This window comes from Burkholderia sp. 9777_1386 (assembly GCF_015712265.1).
Taxonomy (GTDB): domain Bacteria; phylum Pseudomonadota; class Gammaproteobacteria; order Burkholderiales; family Burkholderiaceae; genus Burkholderia; species Burkholderia cenocepacia.
The window spans coordinates 43766-58590 of record NZ_JACCQB010000001.1; the positions used below are offsets into that span (position 1 = coordinate 43766).

At 62.5% G+C, this 14825-nt stretch carries 12 protein-coding genes; 5 read left to right on the plus strand and 7 right to left on the minus strand.

All coding sequences use genetic code 11. The features are described from left to right. Positions 1-90 precede the first annotated feature (90 nt). Complete coding sequence (locus tag H0X91_RS00125) at positions 91-1074, plus strand: AraC family transcriptional regulator (RefSeq protein ID WP_062885897.1); 984 nt, start codon at positions 91-93, stop codon at positions 1072-1074. A 62-nt stretch (positions 1075-1136) separates the two neighbouring features. Here H0X91_RS00125 and H0X91_RS00130 read toward each other — a convergent pair whose 3' ends face one another. Then, on the minus strand, positions 1137-2108 hold the full coding sequence (locus tag H0X91_RS00130) for a sulfonate ABC transporter substrate-binding protein (RefSeq protein ID WP_006489094.1): 972 nt from the start codon (positions 2106-2108) through the stop codon (positions 1137-1139). Between the two features lie 101 nt (positions 2109-2209). Between H0X91_RS00130 and H0X91_RS00135 the strand changes: the two genes are divergently transcribed. Then, positions 2210-2398: a hypothetical protein gene (locus H0X91_RS00135; RefSeq protein ID WP_154317705.1), complete on the plus strand. Its 189-nt coding sequence runs from the start codon at positions 2210-2212 to the stop codon at positions 2396-2398. On the opposite strand, the gene H0X91_RS00140 is transcribed toward H0X91_RS00135, so the two are convergent. Both H0X91_RS00140 and H0X91_RS00145 read right to left on the minus strand, forming a co-directional pair. After that, positions 2389-3339 carry a LysR family transcriptional regulator gene (locus tag H0X91_RS00140; protein WP_012493826.1) on the minus strand — a complete coding sequence of 317 codons (951 nt, stop codon included), beginning with the start codon at positions 3337-3339 and terminating at the stop codon, positions 2389-2391. The two genes, H0X91_RS00135 and H0X91_RS00140, sit on opposite strands and share 10 nt — an antisense overlap. A gap of 304 nt (positions 3340-3643) precedes the next feature. Continuing rightward, on the minus strand, positions 3644-4942 hold the full coding sequence (locus H0X91_RS00145; protein ID WP_196432691.1) for an adenylosuccinate synthase: 1299 nt from the start codon (positions 4940-4942) through the stop codon (positions 3644-3646). 140 nt (positions 4943-5082) lie between these two features. Here H0X91_RS00145 and gcvA point away from each other — a divergent pair, with 140 nt between their 5' ends. Then, entirely contained in the window at positions 5083-5988 is a 906-nt protein-coding gene (gene gcvA, locus H0X91_RS00150) for a transcriptional regulator GcvA (RefSeq protein ID WP_006489079.1), read from the plus strand. 152 nt (positions 5989-6140) lie between these two features. Here gcvA and H0X91_RS00155 read toward each other — a convergent pair whose 3' ends face one another. Beyond that, on the minus strand, positions 6141-6509 hold the full coding sequence (locus tag H0X91_RS00155; RefSeq protein WP_006489073.1) for a hypothetical protein: 369 nt from the start codon (positions 6507-6509) through the stop codon (positions 6141-6143). 2030 nt (positions 6510-8539) lie between these two features. Between H0X91_RS00155 and H0X91_RS00160 the strand changes: the two genes are divergently transcribed. Then, entirely contained in the window at positions 8540-8794 is a 255-nt protein-coding gene (locus H0X91_RS00160; protein WP_124634029.1) for a hypothetical protein, read from the plus strand. A gap of 106 nt (positions 8795-8900) precedes the next feature. Then, positions 8901-10217 (plus strand): replication initiation protein, encoded by a 1317-nt coding sequence (locus H0X91_RS00165; RefSeq protein WP_006489076.1) that lies wholly within the window; start codon positions 8901-8903, stop codon positions 10215-10217. A 95-nt stretch (positions 10218-10312) separates the two neighbouring features. On the opposite strand, the gene H0X91_RS00170 is transcribed toward H0X91_RS00165, so the two are convergent. From H0X91_RS00170 to H0X91_RS00180, 3 genes are all read right to left on the minus strand, one after another. Continuing rightward, the gene (locus H0X91_RS00170) at positions 10313-11344 is read right to left on the minus strand and encodes a ParB/RepB/Spo0J family partition protein (RefSeq protein WP_006489082.1); all 1032 of its coding nucleotides are present in this window, start codon (positions 11342-11344) and stop codon (positions 10313-10315) included. Then, positions 11337-12032 (minus strand): ParA family protein, encoded by a 696-nt coding sequence (locus tag H0X91_RS00175; RefSeq protein WP_006489070.1) that lies wholly within the window; start codon positions 12030-12032, stop codon positions 11337-11339. Before H0X91_RS00175 ends, H0X91_RS00170 begins: the two co-directional genes overlap by 8 nt. 1774 nt (positions 12033-13806) lie before the next feature. After that, a complete protein-coding gene (locus H0X91_RS00180) occupies positions 13807-14823 on the minus strand; it encodes an AraC family transcriptional regulator (protein WP_006491931.1) in 1017 nt (338 codons plus the stop codon). Between the last annotated feature and the right edge of the window lie 2 nt (positions 14824-14825).

Genomic DNA, 14825 nt, shown 5'->3' on the forward strand with positions numbered 1-14825 from the left:
GCCGTACGATGTGACCGCCGTGCGTGCAGCTCGACAGGGAATCGCCGCCGCGCGCATGGCATCGCTCACTCCGCCAACCGCTCACGCAACATGGAAATCGACGCTCGAACGCCACTGCACCCGCGCACCCCGCCGGATCACGACGCACGATCGCGAGCCGGCGCACCCGTCGCGGCCCGGCTGGCGACGCTGATCGCCGCCTATGCACCGCACGACGGCATGTTCGACCTTCCGCTGCGCGGCATGCGCATCGCGCGCGCTTCCGTGCCGCCGCCGCAATGGAACCACGGCGTGCACCACGCGTGCCTGAGCATCGTCGGGCAAGGCGCGAAGTCGATGCGGGTCGGCGACGATACCTACACGATCGACGAATCGCGGATGCTGGTCGCAACGGCCGACCTGCCGGTGACCGGCCGCGTGACGCGTGCGAGCCCGGCCGAGCCGTTCCTGTACGCGCAACTCGAACTCGATCCTGCGCGCATCGCGGCGCTCACGCCGGTCGTCTTCCCGCGCGGGCTGCCGAAAGCCGTCGACTGCCGCGCACTCGACACGCACGACGCGACGCCGGAAATCGTCGACGCCATCGCGCGACTGATGCAACTGATGGCGCAACCGGACGACCTCGACCTGATCGCGCCGCTGATCGTCGACGAAATCCTCATCCGGCTGCTGCGCGGCCCGTCGGGCGCGCGCGTCGCGCAGATCGGCGACGCCGGTTCGACGACCCAGCGCATCTCGCGCGCCGTCGCATGGATTCGCGATCACTACCTCGATCCGATGGTGGTCGACTCGCTCGCGCGGCAGGTGGAGATGAGCCCGTCGACGTTCCACCATCACTTCCGGGCGGTCACGTCGATGAGCCCGTTGCAATGCCAGAAGGTGCTGCGACTGCAGGAGGCGCGCCATCTGATGTGCCTGTCGGCGATGGATGCGCGGCAGGCGTGTCGCAGCGTCGGCTATGTGAGCGCGTCGCAGTTCAGCCGCGAATACGCACGGCTGTTCGGCGACGCGCCGGGCCGCGACGTCGCGAGGCTGCGCGGGGAAGCGGTGCCGCTGTCGCGCGTTGCACCATGAAGGAATATCGGGGGGCGACAAAGCGACTCGTCACCCACCCGATCGCAGGGGCGGTTAGACCCTCACGCGAGCGACGGCGGCGCTGCCACGCTGACGTCGACGCGTTTCGGCAGGATGCCGGCCTGGTAGAACACATCCGCGATGCGCTGCTGGTACGCGAGCGTGTCGCGGGTGACGGGCTCGACACCGAAGCGTGCGCGGCGAAACGCGAGCGCCACGGCCGGCTCCGGAATCCCCCAGAGCTTCGAGAATTCGGCCGCGCCCTGCGCGCGGTTCGCATCGAGCCAGCGCTGGACCGTCGTCAGTTCCGACACGACCGCGTCGAGCACGTCGGCATTGCGCTGCGCGTACGTGCGCGACGCGAAGTAGTAGCTGCGGTTCTCGACCAGCCCCGTGCCATCCGCGACGATGCGCGCGCCGAATGCCTGCTGGACCACCGCGAGAAACGGATCCCAGATGATCCACGCATCGACCGAGCGGTTCTCGAATGCCGCCCGCGCATCGGACGGCGACAGCCACACCGGCGTGACGTCGGCATAGCCGAGCTTCGCGGCCTGCAGCAGCCGGACCAGCAGGAAGTGCGTGTTCGATCCCTTCACCAGCGCGATGCGCTTGCCGCGCAGGTCGGCAAAGGTCTTGACCGGCGAGTCCTTCGCGACGACCACCGCTTCGGTTGTCGGACCGGCCGGCGTCTGCGCGTAGTAGACAAGCGGCGCACCGGCCGCGAGCGCGAAGATCGGCGGCGCTTCGCCGACATCGCCGAAATCGATCGATCCCGCGTTCAGCGCCTCGAGTTGCGGTGGCCCCGACGGGAACTCGGTCCACGTGACGTTCACGCCGAGTGTCGCGAGCTTGCCTTGCAGCGTGCCGCGCGCCTTCAGCAGGCTGAGCGGCCCTTTCTGATAACCGATGCGCAACGTACGCGTGCCGGCCGCGCCGGCCAGCGCAAGACCCGGGTGGGCGGCGGCGCCTGCCGCGAGTGCCAGGCCGGCATGAAGCAGCCGGCGGCGGATACTGGAGTGTCGATCTGCCATGTCGTTTCGGGTTCGATGAAGGAGGCGCGGCCGGAGCGCGCGCATGCGATGAAGCAGGTCGAACCGATTCTAAAAGGGGGCCGCTGCGCGCCGAACCAACGATGTTCGATATCGAAAGCAAGCGTTTTCATAAGGGCAATGCCGATGGCACGGGCATCGTTGTCAGGAACGATCGGCGCACATGCGTTCGTCACCCGCCTTTAATGCAGGACTACCAATTATTTTCATCGAACAGAGAGACAGTGCGCGGTACTCACGTACCGACCATGCGTGAATCAGTTCAGGAATGACGGGCGGCGCAACAGGCGTTCAACGCGGCCTCGTCGGCGGCCAGCATCTCCGGCACGCATTCCCGCAGGAAATCGACGAACGTGCGGATCTTCGCATCGAGATACTGACGCGACGCATACAACGTATAGACCGTCAGCTTCTGCAACCGGTAATCGGGCAGCACGCGCACCAGCGCACCGCTCGCGAGCGCGGGCAGCGCAGCCGACATCGGCAGCGAGCCGATCCCGAGCCCCGCGCGCAGCGCGGCGCCGAGCGCATCGGCGATGTTGACCTGGAAATCCGGCAGCGGCAGCTCGAACGTTTCTCGACCGTTCGGACCGTCGAGATGCCAGCGGTCGCGCGGAAAGAGCGGCGTGACGATCTGCAGGCACGCGTGCCCGGCGAGGTCGCTCACCGTGCGCGGCGTACCGCGCGCCTTCAGATACGCAGGCGACGCGCACAGCACGCTGCCCACGTCGCCGAGCCGCTGCGATACCAGCCCGGAATCGGGCAGCTCCGTCGTGCTCAATTGGAGCGATACGTCGTAGCCTTCGTCGATGATGTCGGGCACGTGCTGCGACAGCGTCAGCTCGACCGCGACCGACGGATAGCGTTCGCGGTAGCGCACGACCGCGGGCACCACGTAGGACTGGCCGAAACTCGTCGTCGCGTGCACGTGCAGCCGCCCGGACGGCTTTGCCTGTGCATCGGCCGCCTCGGCTTCCGCTTCGTCGATATAGCCGAGGATGCGCTGGCAGCGGTCGAGATAGCGCTGCCCGGCGTCGGTCAGCGCGATGCGGCGCGTGCTGCGGTTGAGCAGGCGCGTGCGCAGATGCGTTTCGAGTTGCGCGACCGAGCGCGATGCGTAGGCCGTCGTGATGTCCAGACGTTGGGCCGCGCTCGTGAAGCTGCCCTCCTCCGCGACCCGGACGAAAATGCGCATCATCTGTAACGTATCCATCGACCTGTCCCCGGGATTGTCACGTCGCGCCGCCGTGCCGACAGGGTGCCGGCGGCGCCGGCACACGCCGGTCTGGCGCGAATTGTGCGGAACAGTACAGCAGCGTTGCAGACGTGTCCAGTTCGCCGTACGCGGCGTGATCCGGATGCCGAATCGTGCTGCCGAGCGGCCCGCCGCGCGGGATCCGGGCCGGGCGCACATACGTATCGAACGTACCGACAGGCCGACAGCATCGGCCGGCAAAAACTACCCGCGGACCGGCATGCCGCCGGCCCGTCGATCGACGCCCTTCGCGCCTCGCGCGTTACGCGGCGCCCGCTGCATCGAACGGATTGCGCAACACGATCGTGTCGTCGCGCTCCGCGCCGGTCGTGATCATCGAACCCGGCGCGCCCGCCACGGTTTCGATGCGCGCGATGAAATCTCGCGCCGCGCGCGGCAGCGCCGCTCGCTCGCGTACGCCCTTCACGGAGCCTTGCCAGCCGTCGAATCGTTCATAGACCGGCTTCGCGCGCGACTGCGCATCGAGGCTCGCGGGCAAATGGTCGACGCGCGCGCCGTCGAATTCGTATCCGACGCACAGCTCGATCGACTCGAAGCCGTCGAGCACGTCGAGCTTGGTGAGCGCGAGCGAATCGATGCCCGAGATCCTGACGGCCTGGCGCAGTTGCGCGGCATCGAGCCATCCACAGCGCCGCGGCCGGCCGGTGTTGACGCCGAATTCCTGTCCACGCGCGCGCAGCGTTTCGCCGGTGGCGTCGGTCAATTCGGTGAGGAACGGGCCACCGCCGACCCGCGTCGCATACGCCTTCGTGACACCCAGCACGTGGCCGAGCTTCGCCGCACCGAGCCCGGTGCCGGCCGCCGCGGCCGATGCCACGGTGCCCGACGACGTCACGAACGGGTACGTGCCCCAGTCGATGTCCAGCATCACGGCCTGCGAGCCTTCGAACAGAATGCGCTCGCCGCGATCGGTCGCGTCGTTGAGGTCGACCCAGACCGGACGCACGAACGGCAGGATCTTCGGTGCGAGCGCAACCAGCGTCGCCAGCATCGCGTCGCGATCGTACGCGTCGAGCCCCAGGCCGCGGAACCATGCATTGTGATGGTCGACGAGCACGTCGAGCTTGGCCGCGAGCCCGCCCGGTTCCGCGAGATCGCCGACACGCAGCCCGCGACGGCCGACCTTGTCCTCGTAGGCCGGCCCGATGCCGCGCAGCGTGGTGCCGATGGGCTCGCGGCGCAACCGCTCCTGCGCCTCGTCGATCGCGCGGTGAATCGGCAGTACCAGCGTCGCGTTCTCCGCGATCGACAGGTTGGCCGGCGTCACCGACAACCCGAGCTCGGCCATCCGCCCGATTTCCGCGAGCAGCGCTTCGGGGTCGAGCGCCACCCCGTTGCCGATCACGCCGCGCTTGCCGCGCACGATGCCGCTCGGCAGCAGCGCGAGCTTGTACGTGTTGCCGCCGACGACCAGCGTGTGGCCCGCGTTGTGCCCGCCGTTGTAGCGTGCGACGAGATCGGCCTGTGCCGCCAGCCAGTCCACGACGCGCCCCTTGCCTTCGTCACCCCATTGGGCGCCCACGACCACCACGTTCGGCATGCTCCGTACTCCATGTGAGAAATTCAGACACTCGTTCGGCCGCATGGGCCGTTTGTATGCCATATTGACGGAGCCGGATCACCCGATCAAACGATTAAACCTGAACCATCGTGTGATGAAATCTCACACGAAACGATGCCATGGCCCGACGTCTCCCTCCGTTGAATTCGCTGCGCGCGTTCGAAGCCGCCGCGCGCCTCGGCAGCTTCACGCTGGCCGCCGACGAGCTGTGCGTGACGCACGGCGCGATCAGCCGGCACGTGCAGCAACTGGAAGCGTGGCTCGGGCGACCGCTGTTCGAACGCCACAACCGGCGCGTGGAACTGACCGCGGCCGGGCGCGCGTACCTCGCCGAGGTCGGCGCCTCGTTCGACCGGATCGCGCTCGCCACCGCGCAGCACTTCGGCCACGCGCAGCAGCGCGTGTTGCGCGTCAGCGCGCCCGCGACGTTCTCGCTGCGCTGGCTCGTCCCGAAGCTGTCGTCGTTCCAGGTCGCGCATCCGGCCATCGAGGTGCGGCTGTCGACGTCGAACGAGCCGATCGAAAAGCTGCGCGACAAGGTCGACCTGATCGTGCGCGGCGGCCCGCAGGCCATCGACGGGTACGTCGCGGAGGAATTCCTGTCCGAAGTCCGGCTGCCGGTGTGTGCGCCGAAGTTGCTGGAGGGCCGGTCGCTGGATACGCCTGCCGATCTCGCCCGCTTCACGTTGCTGCACGCGGCGACCTATCCGGGCATGTGGCCGGAATGGCTCGCGGCGGCCGGGCATCCGAATCTCGTCCCGCGACACTCGCTCACGCTCGAGCATTTCTACCTGACGCTGCAAGGCGCGCTCGACGGGCTCGGCGTCGCGATGGGGCCGATCGCGCTCGTCGCCGACGACATCGCCGAAGGCCGGCTCGTGCAGCCGTTCAGCGAACCGGCGCTGCCGCCGTGGCGCTATTTCACGTATGTGGCATCCGCGCGGGCGGACGACGACGCCGTACGTGCGTTCAAGGACTGGTTGAAGGTGACGGGAAGCGCGACTGCATCGGGCGGGCGGGATTGACGCTTCGGCATGCCAGCCGCGCGCCTTCAAATCATGCAGGATTCCGAATCAAATGAGGTGAATGTCCGGAACGTGTTTGCCTGTTCGCATCGCTTGATCGCAATGCACACGGCAAGCCGCGGATCGAACCGTGGCTTGCCGCCGGACCACGCTTACTGGCTTGCTGCGGCGCCGGCCTTCTTCTCCGCGTTCTGCAGGTTCTGCGGATAGTTCGGATCATTGGCCGCCGGCTTGTAACCGGCGTCTTCGAGTTTCTTCAGCTCGGCGGTGTTCTTCGCACGCGCGGCCTTGCGTTCGGCTTTGCGTTTGGCCCGGGCCGCCTTGCGCGCTTCGCTCTTCGCGGCCTTTGCGTCCTGTGCAGCCGCCGCAGCCGGTGCGCTGGCGGCGTCGGTCTGCGCGAACGCCGGAACGGCCGAGCCGAACAGGAAAGCGGCTGCCGTAGCAGCCAGCGTGAGTTTTCTGATCTGGATTCGCATCGCTGAACTCTCTTTTTTGATGACCATCACGGTTTGAAAAACCATCGAGATACCGCCCCTGCCCTGACCGGTCGTCATGTCGCGATCAGGACCTGTGCATCATAACCGTGTCGCAAAAAATGTGGCGCCATCGTGCGACGGCATTGGGGATACACGTATGGGAGACGACGTGGCTCGTGCGTTCGATGACGGGCGCAGTCGTACCGGACACGACGCGCGGCGTCGATGGCTGTTTCATGGGTGGTGATATCGATACGCTCATGCCCGACGTGATGATCGTCGCGCTCGCACGATCACCGCAGCAACAGTCGGTCCGTGCGTTACGTCGTCGTTCGATGTAGCTCGAGCGACGGTTCCTCCCATAAACGACCACGATTCGGTTCTTTGGCGATCGAGACGGTTACGTTGCGCCGTTGCGGTGTTCGGTCATTGATTCGGCAGGTTTCGCGACACTGTGATGCCGAAGGTTACCCGTGGACGACCGGCAGGTCTGACGAAAAAGGTGAGTGCCGTGCGAGCGGTGAAAACGCCGGCCTGGTCGGTCTCACGGATGTGCTGAACCCGGCATGAGGGGCAACGCTCGTCTGATGGATGCGCACATCACCGTGAACACATGCTCGTCCCCGTGACGATACTTGCCGACGCACCAGGCATCACACATGGACGCCACCCGTTGTTGTTTGCTCCCATCGACGGTTCCCTATCTGAACGAAGCTGCTACCTGCACAGCTTGCTTATACCTGTGCTCCACCTGATCGGTGAGCTTTTACGGGATCCAGCGTTTTTGAAAAGGTGAGGATGTTCGGGAGCATCGGCAGAATCGGGTGCGGTGAGCGTCGGATCCGGCGACATCTTCACGTTGCCTCGCAGCGATGTCGATGAATGCCTGAATGCCGTCAAGATCGGCGCGGCGGTCCGGCCCTCTGTGCGGTGGCCTTTCGGCATGAGGTTGCTTTCGGGCCGTTGTACGAATTTCTCGTTGCCGGTGACGGGCACAGCATGACGACTCCCGATCGTGGCTACAAAGGTAGAAAAACGGACGGGACATGAGGATGGAAAACAGCCCGGCGCGGATACCTGCTTGCACAGTCCACAGGCTAAATTTGGCGAGCAGCGTCACCGGCGATCGGCAAAAACTTGTCCACAGACGAGGCAGCGCGAGTACAAAAAACCACTCGCCGGCAGCCCGGGATGATTTCGAACTGCTGTGGAGGAAACCGACGGGATCCGTTCCGCTGGTCAATCACAGGCATCGCAGGGGCCGCGAGCCACGTTTCTGCGTCCCATAAACGGGAACCTCTACGCCGAATCCGGGGATTTCCTCCCATAAGTTTCTACGTTTCGGTGTTTGTGAGTGGGCACTCACCTCTTCGGGATACCTTGTCAGGCTTGGAGCCATCAGAAACCAGTGTGGGCAGACAGGGCGGAGTCGGCCTGAATCGAGAGATCCGGGGCTTCGTCTCCCACAGATGACTCCCATTGGTAGCGGTTTATGGGGTTCGTCTTTCTGTGCAAGCACACGTGTGTTTACATCTTTGGTAAACCACGTTTACTTCTTTAACTACTTTTAGACGGCTCACAGCCTTATCTGGCAAGGCTTTGAGCGGTGTTCGGTACCCATTTATGGGAGCACAGGTGGAAGGGCTTGGGGTTTCAGGTCTGTGGATTTGGGGTTTGGGGTACCACGCTGTGGGGAATCAGGGTTGTGGATATGGGGCGAGCGTATCGGGTTATGGGAAATCGGCCGGAAATTGCGTTAGGTAGTCGTCTATGGGAACGCATGAAGGTAGCCTTTTATGGGCGACTTTTCTCGATCGGAAGTTCGTTGCGTGCACAGTGATTTTCTTTGGGTAGCCGGTTATGGGGAATCAAGAAGGTAGCCGGTTATGGGAGCCGGACTGAATCGATTCGTTGTCCTTTCCCTCGCGCACCCCGTAGCGCTTTCCCATAGACAGGACCGGTGTCATCGACAGGTTACCTTTTATGGGGAAAGCGAATGGTTGCCGTTTATGGGCGCGATTTCTACGCTCGGGACGGCAAGCAATACGTTTGACGGTGCTGACAGGTACCCTCCTATGGGAATCGACGAAGGTAGCAAGTTATGGGAGAAAACGGCGGTTGTGCTGCAAGGCACCACGAATCCTCCCGACTATCCCGATTCCGCGCGATTGCCCCCATGGATGGGTACCTTCGTGGTGGCAAATCTTGTGCCGGGTTTGCGTGGTCGCCCAGGAAAGGTAGCGGCTTTTGGGAGGCCTTTTTGGCAAAAGGTAGACGGATATGGGGCCTGGCGCAAATCGATGAACCAGAATTTTTCCTTTCATATCTGATGGTTAGCTCAGATAGTGAAAGTGATGCTGGAGCACGGACGTTGCTCCGCCGCGCGAAAAGGTATAAAGTCCGCTCTCAATAAGGCAACCTTACCCGGACACCACGATGCCGCGCAAGCCCGCAAGCAAAGGCTCAGACAAACAGGTTTCGCTGTTTCAGACACCCGAGCCTCCCGACCTGTTGCGCAAGGCGGTCCAGGCGATTCATATCGCACCGAAGTCCGGAAAGATCGGTCTGCAGCAGCGCAAGATGTTCAGCTCGCTGATCAAGAACGCGCTTCGGCAGGAGGCGTTCGAACCCGGCCGGACGAGCTTCTCGATCTCGATCGCGTCGCTGTCGCACGAGAGCGGGTTGAACAGCAACAACACGAAGTACGTGAAGGACACGGTCAACTCGTTGATCAGTACCGTCGTTAACTGGGACTACCTGGCCGCGGACCGTTCGACGGTCTGGAAGGCGTCGGGCCTGCTCGCCGGCGCGGAGCTCGAACAATCGGTGCTGAAGTACAGCTTCTCCGACCAGATTCGCAGCGAACTGCTCAATCCCGAAATCTACGCGCTGATCGATATGCGGATCGCTCGCGAGTTCCGGCGATCGCATTCGCTCGCGTTGTGGGAAAACACGGTGCGCTACGAAGGAATCGGCATCACCGCGAAGATTCCGTTGCCGAAATTCCGTGACCTCATCCTCGGCCAGGACAAGGCGTCGCAGTCGTACAAGGAATACAAGCTGTTCAAGAGCAAGGTGCTGGTGCCGTGCATCCAGGAGGTGAACGAAGTATCGGACCACACGCTCGAGCTGATCGAACACAAATCCGGCCGCAGCGTGGAAGCCGTGCAGTTCAAGGTGACGCGCAAGCAGAGCACCGATACGGTCGAGGACGGCGACGTCAAGAACGAAGCGCTGGTCGAGGAAGTCGCGAAGTTCGGCATTCCGCGCTCGGAAGCGCGCCGGTTGATCACGCAATACGGCGTGCAGCGCATCAAGGCGGCGATTGCCTATACGCTCAATCGGACTACGAAGAAGAATGCGACGCCGGTCGACAACGTCGCCGCGTATTTCCGCAAGGCGCTGACGCACGGCTACACGCTGGCCGACGGTCAGGGCACCGAAACGGCCGCACCGGCGAAGGAATCCGCGCAGAGCAAGCAGGAGCAGATCCGCGACAAGTATCTGGCGGCGAAGGTCGAGGAAGCCGGCGCGTATTTCCGCGAGCTGGAGATCGACGACCAGACCAAGCTGATCGAGCGCTACAACGAGACGGTGGCGGGGTCGAAGGACCTGACGCTGTCGCCGAAGAAGAAGGCGAGCAAGCTGGCGCAGACGAGCTTCTTCCGATGGCTGGCGCTCGATACCTGGGGCGAGCCGACCTCGGACGACCTGCTGGAATTCCTGCTGAAAAGCAGCCTCGCAGGCAACTGAACGCGGCCTCGCCGTCGTGCGCGCCGTGCGCCGAACCGTGTTGCGGTCCGGGTTGGCGGCGCAGTGCGAAGACGAGGCCTTTCGTCGGTGGCGCGTTACTTTGACGTGGCCGTCGCCAGATCCGCCACGTACGCGTCGATGACGGTCTTGAGCTTGTCCGCAAGCGCTTCCTGGTGGGATGCGTCGACGCCCTTGAGTTGCAGATCCAGACGCCCGTCCGGATACGTCTTCAACTGGCCGATCGCGCGCGATTCGAGCGCGAAGTCGTGACGAACGCTGTAGCGCGTGCGTCCGGCCTTCTTGGTGCCGTCGCTCTGCGCACGCAGGAAATTCTCGAGATCGCGGACGGATTTTTTCCGGTCGATCACGGCCGTCAGCAGCCGGTCGGCCGTCGGCTCGCCCAGGCGTTCATAGATCAGTTTGAGGAAGTACGCCGCCTGCAGACCGACGACGTCGTTCGCACTGGCCATCCGCTCCAGCAGCGTGTTCGGCAGCGCGTTGAGCGACAGCGTCTTGCTGATCGAGGCCTTGTCCTTGCCGATTTTTTCCGCCAGCGTGTTCTGGTCGGAAAAGACCTTCTCGTCGAGGAGACGTTTCCACGCAACCGCATCGTCGAAGATCGTCTGGCGTTCGTGGTCGTGGTTCGCGCGATACGCGATCGTATAGAGCTGCTCGGGCGTGTGATCCGTGCGGAACGTCGCATTGATCGTCTCGTCGCCGTTGATGCTCGTCGCACGCAGCCGGCGTTGCCCGTCGATCACGACGAGCTTGCCGGGAAACTCGGGGAGTCGCGTGACCTTGATCGGCTCGATCTGCCCTTCCCGTTTCAACGTCAGTGCGAGCTCGTGCAGGCTCGATTCCGAGTAGAACACGCGCGGATTGAACGGGTTCGGGATGCAGTCCTTGACCAGCACCTTCTGCGGTGCGCCAAGATCGGCCGTACCGGCGGGCGTGGCGGCGGCCGGAGCACTGGCTGGCGTCGCTTCGACGACCGCAGCCGGTGCGGCCGTCGGCTCGGGCAGCCGCGTTTCGAGCGCCGCATTTTCCTGCGCGAGTCCGCGCAACAGGCCGGCCGCGAGATGCAGGTTGCCGGTCGGTTTCTTGTCTTTCGAGGTGTCCTTAGCCATGGGCGGCTCCGGTAGCGCGCGTCGACGCGATGTATTGGGCCATTTCCGTGACCAGCCTTTCGATTTCCGCGCGGGCTTCCTTCAGGCCCTTCAGGTATCGATTGTGGTGATGGATCGTGGTGCCGAGCGCGAACGTCTGACGATAGACCTCGCGTTGCGCGATCTGGCTGTCGAGCAGATGCTCCCCTATTTCTTCAGCCCTTAGAATTTTTAAAATTTCTTCACGCATTTTAGTTTTTCCATTGACGCTATTCAGCATCAATGCGGAAGAAAGTTGAGGATTTCGAACGGCGCGCATCGACTCGATCATGCGGATCATCGCGACGGTGCTGTACAAGTCGGCCGGCGAAGGCGAAAGCGGCACCAGGCAGAAGTCGGCTACTTCGAGGACGGATGCAATACGCGGATCTTCCAGGTTGCCGGGGCAGTCGACGACGATCACATCGAAGTTCGCGTCCTGCTTCTTGATCTCACCGCCGATACCGCGGCCCGCGGGAGCCAGCGAAAGGACCGTCATCGGCAGCGTGTTCTCGCCGCTCGTGACCCAACGGACGGAAGTGCCTTGAGGATCGGCATCGATCAACGCGACCTTGTTACCGCCGGCTTCGAAGGCAGCCGCGATGTTGACGGAGATGGTTGTCTTTCCAGTCCCACCTTTTTGATTACTGACGGCGATCTTGAAAGCCATTAAATTCCTCCACGGAGTTTTTCGTAATATATGCAGTTATTAACGAAATGTCCAGAAAAGCGTTCGAAGCAGAGGATATTTTGTTGATCATTGTGGTTGTTACGTGACAAGTGGGCCGAATGGCTAAGGCGTTACTCGTACTTATTGATCCAAGAAAAACGAGCCAGTCGCTCATGTTTGTAAAATCGAAAGCACGAGCCAGTTGGCCGTCTTCGGCAACGATCGCGAAACTTTATCTCAGAGAGTTGATGTCTCGTCGTGCTTCAGTCTGAGACGAAATTTGATACAAATCCGGAGCGCTGAGATCCTCCGGTAGCGAGGAAGAGCCGGTTGTCACGTGACAAGTCGCCGGGCATCGATTCCTCCGAGTGCTACGTCGCGTGAAAGTTTTCGATTGCGACCTGGAGCGCGGGGTAATCGCTTCACTCTAATTACCGATACACGGGCGCTAAATCGCGGACGTCTACCTGGGAAGATGAGTTGTCACGTGACAAACAATCCCAAGGTGCTGTCTCGGATAGGGGATTTGTGGTCAGTTAAGAATAGTTGTTGCTGGTCGACGCTCGCGGCGTGGAGGCATATTGTCGGGGAAACGCACGAAGTTGATAGCTTTCGCCGAGGTGGTTTGTCCGTGTGTCCATCGGTGAGTTGTCACGTGACAACAGGACGCGATGCCGGGAAGTTCAAGCGATGGCGACTCTATGGCGAGGAGCGCCCCGTTGCTGTCGCAAAGAAACGGCTTGGGGCTGCGAAGGCCTTGGCACGATTGGTTGCGCGGCCAAATTCCTGCCGGCGTGCGGACCCTCAAGGGCTGACGCAATGCTGCCGAGCTCTGTCGCAAAGGCTGCATGGGGCTGTCATGATATGTCCCCATTTATATAGGAGCGCGACCCTGCGTTTCCGTGCGTGCCGGCCGATAGGGTAGGTTGCTTCGTGGCCGCCAGCCGGTGCCTGCGCTGGCGGACTGTTGATGCCGGAGATAGCCGCAGGTATGAACTGCTACTGGCGCTGAATCCATACGTCAGAGGCATGCAACAACCCAAACGGGTCGGATCGTGAAACATTTCCCGAAAATAAGCACTCGCCGGAAATCCTTGTGGGGCAATGGTTTGCGCCATATTCTTCATGCTGTTTCACGCAAAATGGATGCTGCACTCTCTGGAAATAGGGGCGTATGAGTTTTCAACGACCAGGCATTGAAGAATGATACGGCTGCGGCCAGATTTGTTTTGATTGATATGTGATTTGTTGTTTTTGATACATTCCGGCTGATTCTTCGCGGATCTGCCGATGAGCTGGGAGGGATCGGTGCTCTACCATTGAATTCCTTTAAGCCTCCAATCGAGTACGGGGCGCACCGATATTTAGCGTCAGTTGTCACGTGACAACGCACACGTCGGTCCCGCGATTCATGGAATGGTGGGATTCGGAGTAGATAGAAGTTGACGCCGGGCATTCGTGGGCCCGTAATCGCAGCGCGACCGGTACAACGCAGTCTTCAGAAGAGAGCGCGGCTACAATCCGCTCAGAGAGCGTCGGTTCGGGGCGATTTGTCTGTAGCCGAATGTGAGATCCGAGCTGGGATGCGGCCGCTCGACACGCGTCGGCTGCGGTTTGACGTTCAACAGCGACTGAGACGCCGAGCATTCATCCGAGCTGGAAACATATCGGTGTCCAACGCTTCAACCCAAGCCCGTCGACGTCGCGTGTGCGAAGCCAATTTCAGCCCTTCGAATCCCGTCGAAACCGACACATCTCCGCCGCCGCACCGCAATCAATAACTCGCCACGATCGACAACGCGACGTCCGCTCCGCCTCGCAGGCTATCGATATCCCGTCGCGGAGAATTGCCAAACAGCCGGCTATATTCCCGGTTGAACTGCGTCGGGCTCGCATACCCGACCCTGAACGCCGCCGACGCAGCGTCGAGCCGCTCGGCCAGCATCAGCCGACGTGCCTCGTTGAGCCGTATCCATTTCTGGTATTGCAGCGGACTCATGCCGGTGAGCTGACGGAAGTGGTGATGGAACGTCGAACTGCTCATCTGAACCTGCGCCGCAAGGTCATCGACACGCAACGACTCGTCATAGTGAGCGCGCAGCCACCGGATCGCGCGCGACACACGGTTGCACTGGCTGCCGGTGGACGCAATCTGTCGCAGGCGGCCGCCCTGGTCGCTCGTCAGCAGCCGGTAGTAGATTTCCCGCTCGATGTACGGGCCGAGAACCGCAATGGCGTGCGGGTCGTCCAGCAGCGCGAGTAACCGATTCAGCGCGTCGTACAGCGGTTCGGTCATGTCGCCGACGACGAGTCCGCGGCCTGCTGGGGCATCGTCGTGATCCGGCGCGACTTGCATCATCAGTTCGGCCATGACGCGAAAATCGAGCTTGAGACCGAGCCCGAGAAACGGTTTGTCGGGGCTGGCCTCAATGATCTGCGTCGAACCGGGCAGGTCGAGAGACGTGATCAGAAAGCGATCGGCATCGTAGATGTAGGCATCCCCACTCTGCATGACCCGCTTTGCACCTTGAACGACGAGGCCGAAGCTCGGCTCGACCATGCACTCCATCGGCTGCGTCGGCGCTTCCCGTCGGTGAAAGCTCAAGTTGGGAATGGCCGTGTCGAGGTGATCGACACCTTCGGTCCACCTCGCGACGCGTTCCGCGAGGGTCCGTCGCAGTTCGTTCTCGCGGCTGCGGCCGGTCGAACGGTGGCTTGCCTGGTCGAATGCCGCGATGGCGATGTCGTCGTCTTGTTGGCCGGATATGTATCGGGCGGATGCCGGGTGCATGA

What these genes read in the sequence shown, in the direction of transcription:
- H0X91_RS00135 (WP_154317705.1), top strand. Translation starts at nt 2,210, where the DNA reads ATGTTCGATATCGAAAGCAAGCGTTTTCATAAGGGCAATGCCGATGGC.
- H0X91_RS00170 (WP_006489082.1), bottom strand. Translation starts at nt 11,344, where the DNA reads ATGGCTAAGGACACCTCGAAAGACAAGAAACCGACCGGCAACCTGCAT.
- H0X91_RS00155 (WP_006489073.1), bottom strand. Translation starts at nt 6,509, where the DNA reads ATGGTTTTTCAAACCGTGATGGTCATCAAAAAAGAGAGTTCAGCGATG.
- H0X91_RS00140 (WP_012493826.1), bottom strand. Translation starts at nt 3,339, where the DNA reads ATGGATACGTTACAGATGATGCGCATTTTCGTCCGGGTCGCGGAGGAG.
- H0X91_RS00125 (WP_062885897.1), top strand. Translation starts at nt 91, where the DNA reads ATGGAAATCGACGCTCGAACGCCACTGCACCCGCGCACCCCGCCGGAT.
- H0X91_RS00145 (WP_196432691.1), bottom strand. Translation starts at nt 4,942, where the DNA reads ATGCCGAACGTGGTGGTCGTGGGCGCCCAATGGGGTGACGAAGGCAAG.
- H0X91_RS00165 (WP_006489076.1), top strand. Translation starts at nt 8,901, where the DNA reads ATGCCGCGCAAGCCCGCAAGCAAAGGCTCAGACAAACAGGTTTCGCTG.
- H0X91_RS00180 (WP_006491931.1), bottom strand. Translation starts at nt 14,823, where the DNA reads ATGCACCCGGCATCCGCCCGATACATATCCGGCCAACAAGACGACGAC.
- H0X91_RS00130 (WP_006489094.1), bottom strand. Translation starts at nt 2,108, where the DNA reads ATGGCAGATCGACACTCCAGTATCCGCCGCCGGCTGCTTCATGCCGGC.
- H0X91_RS00175 (WP_006489070.1), bottom strand. Translation starts at nt 12,032, where the DNA reads ATGGCTTTCAAGATCGCCGTCAGTAATCAAAAAGGTGGGACTGGAAAG.
- gcvA (WP_006489079.1), top strand. Translation starts at nt 5,083, where the DNA reads ATGGCCCGACGTCTCCCTCCGTTGAATTCGCTGCGCGCGTTCGAAGCC.
- H0X91_RS00160 (WP_124634029.1), top strand. Translation starts at nt 8,540, where the DNA reads ATGGGAATCGACGAAGGTAGCAAGTTATGGGAGAAAACGGCGGTTGTG.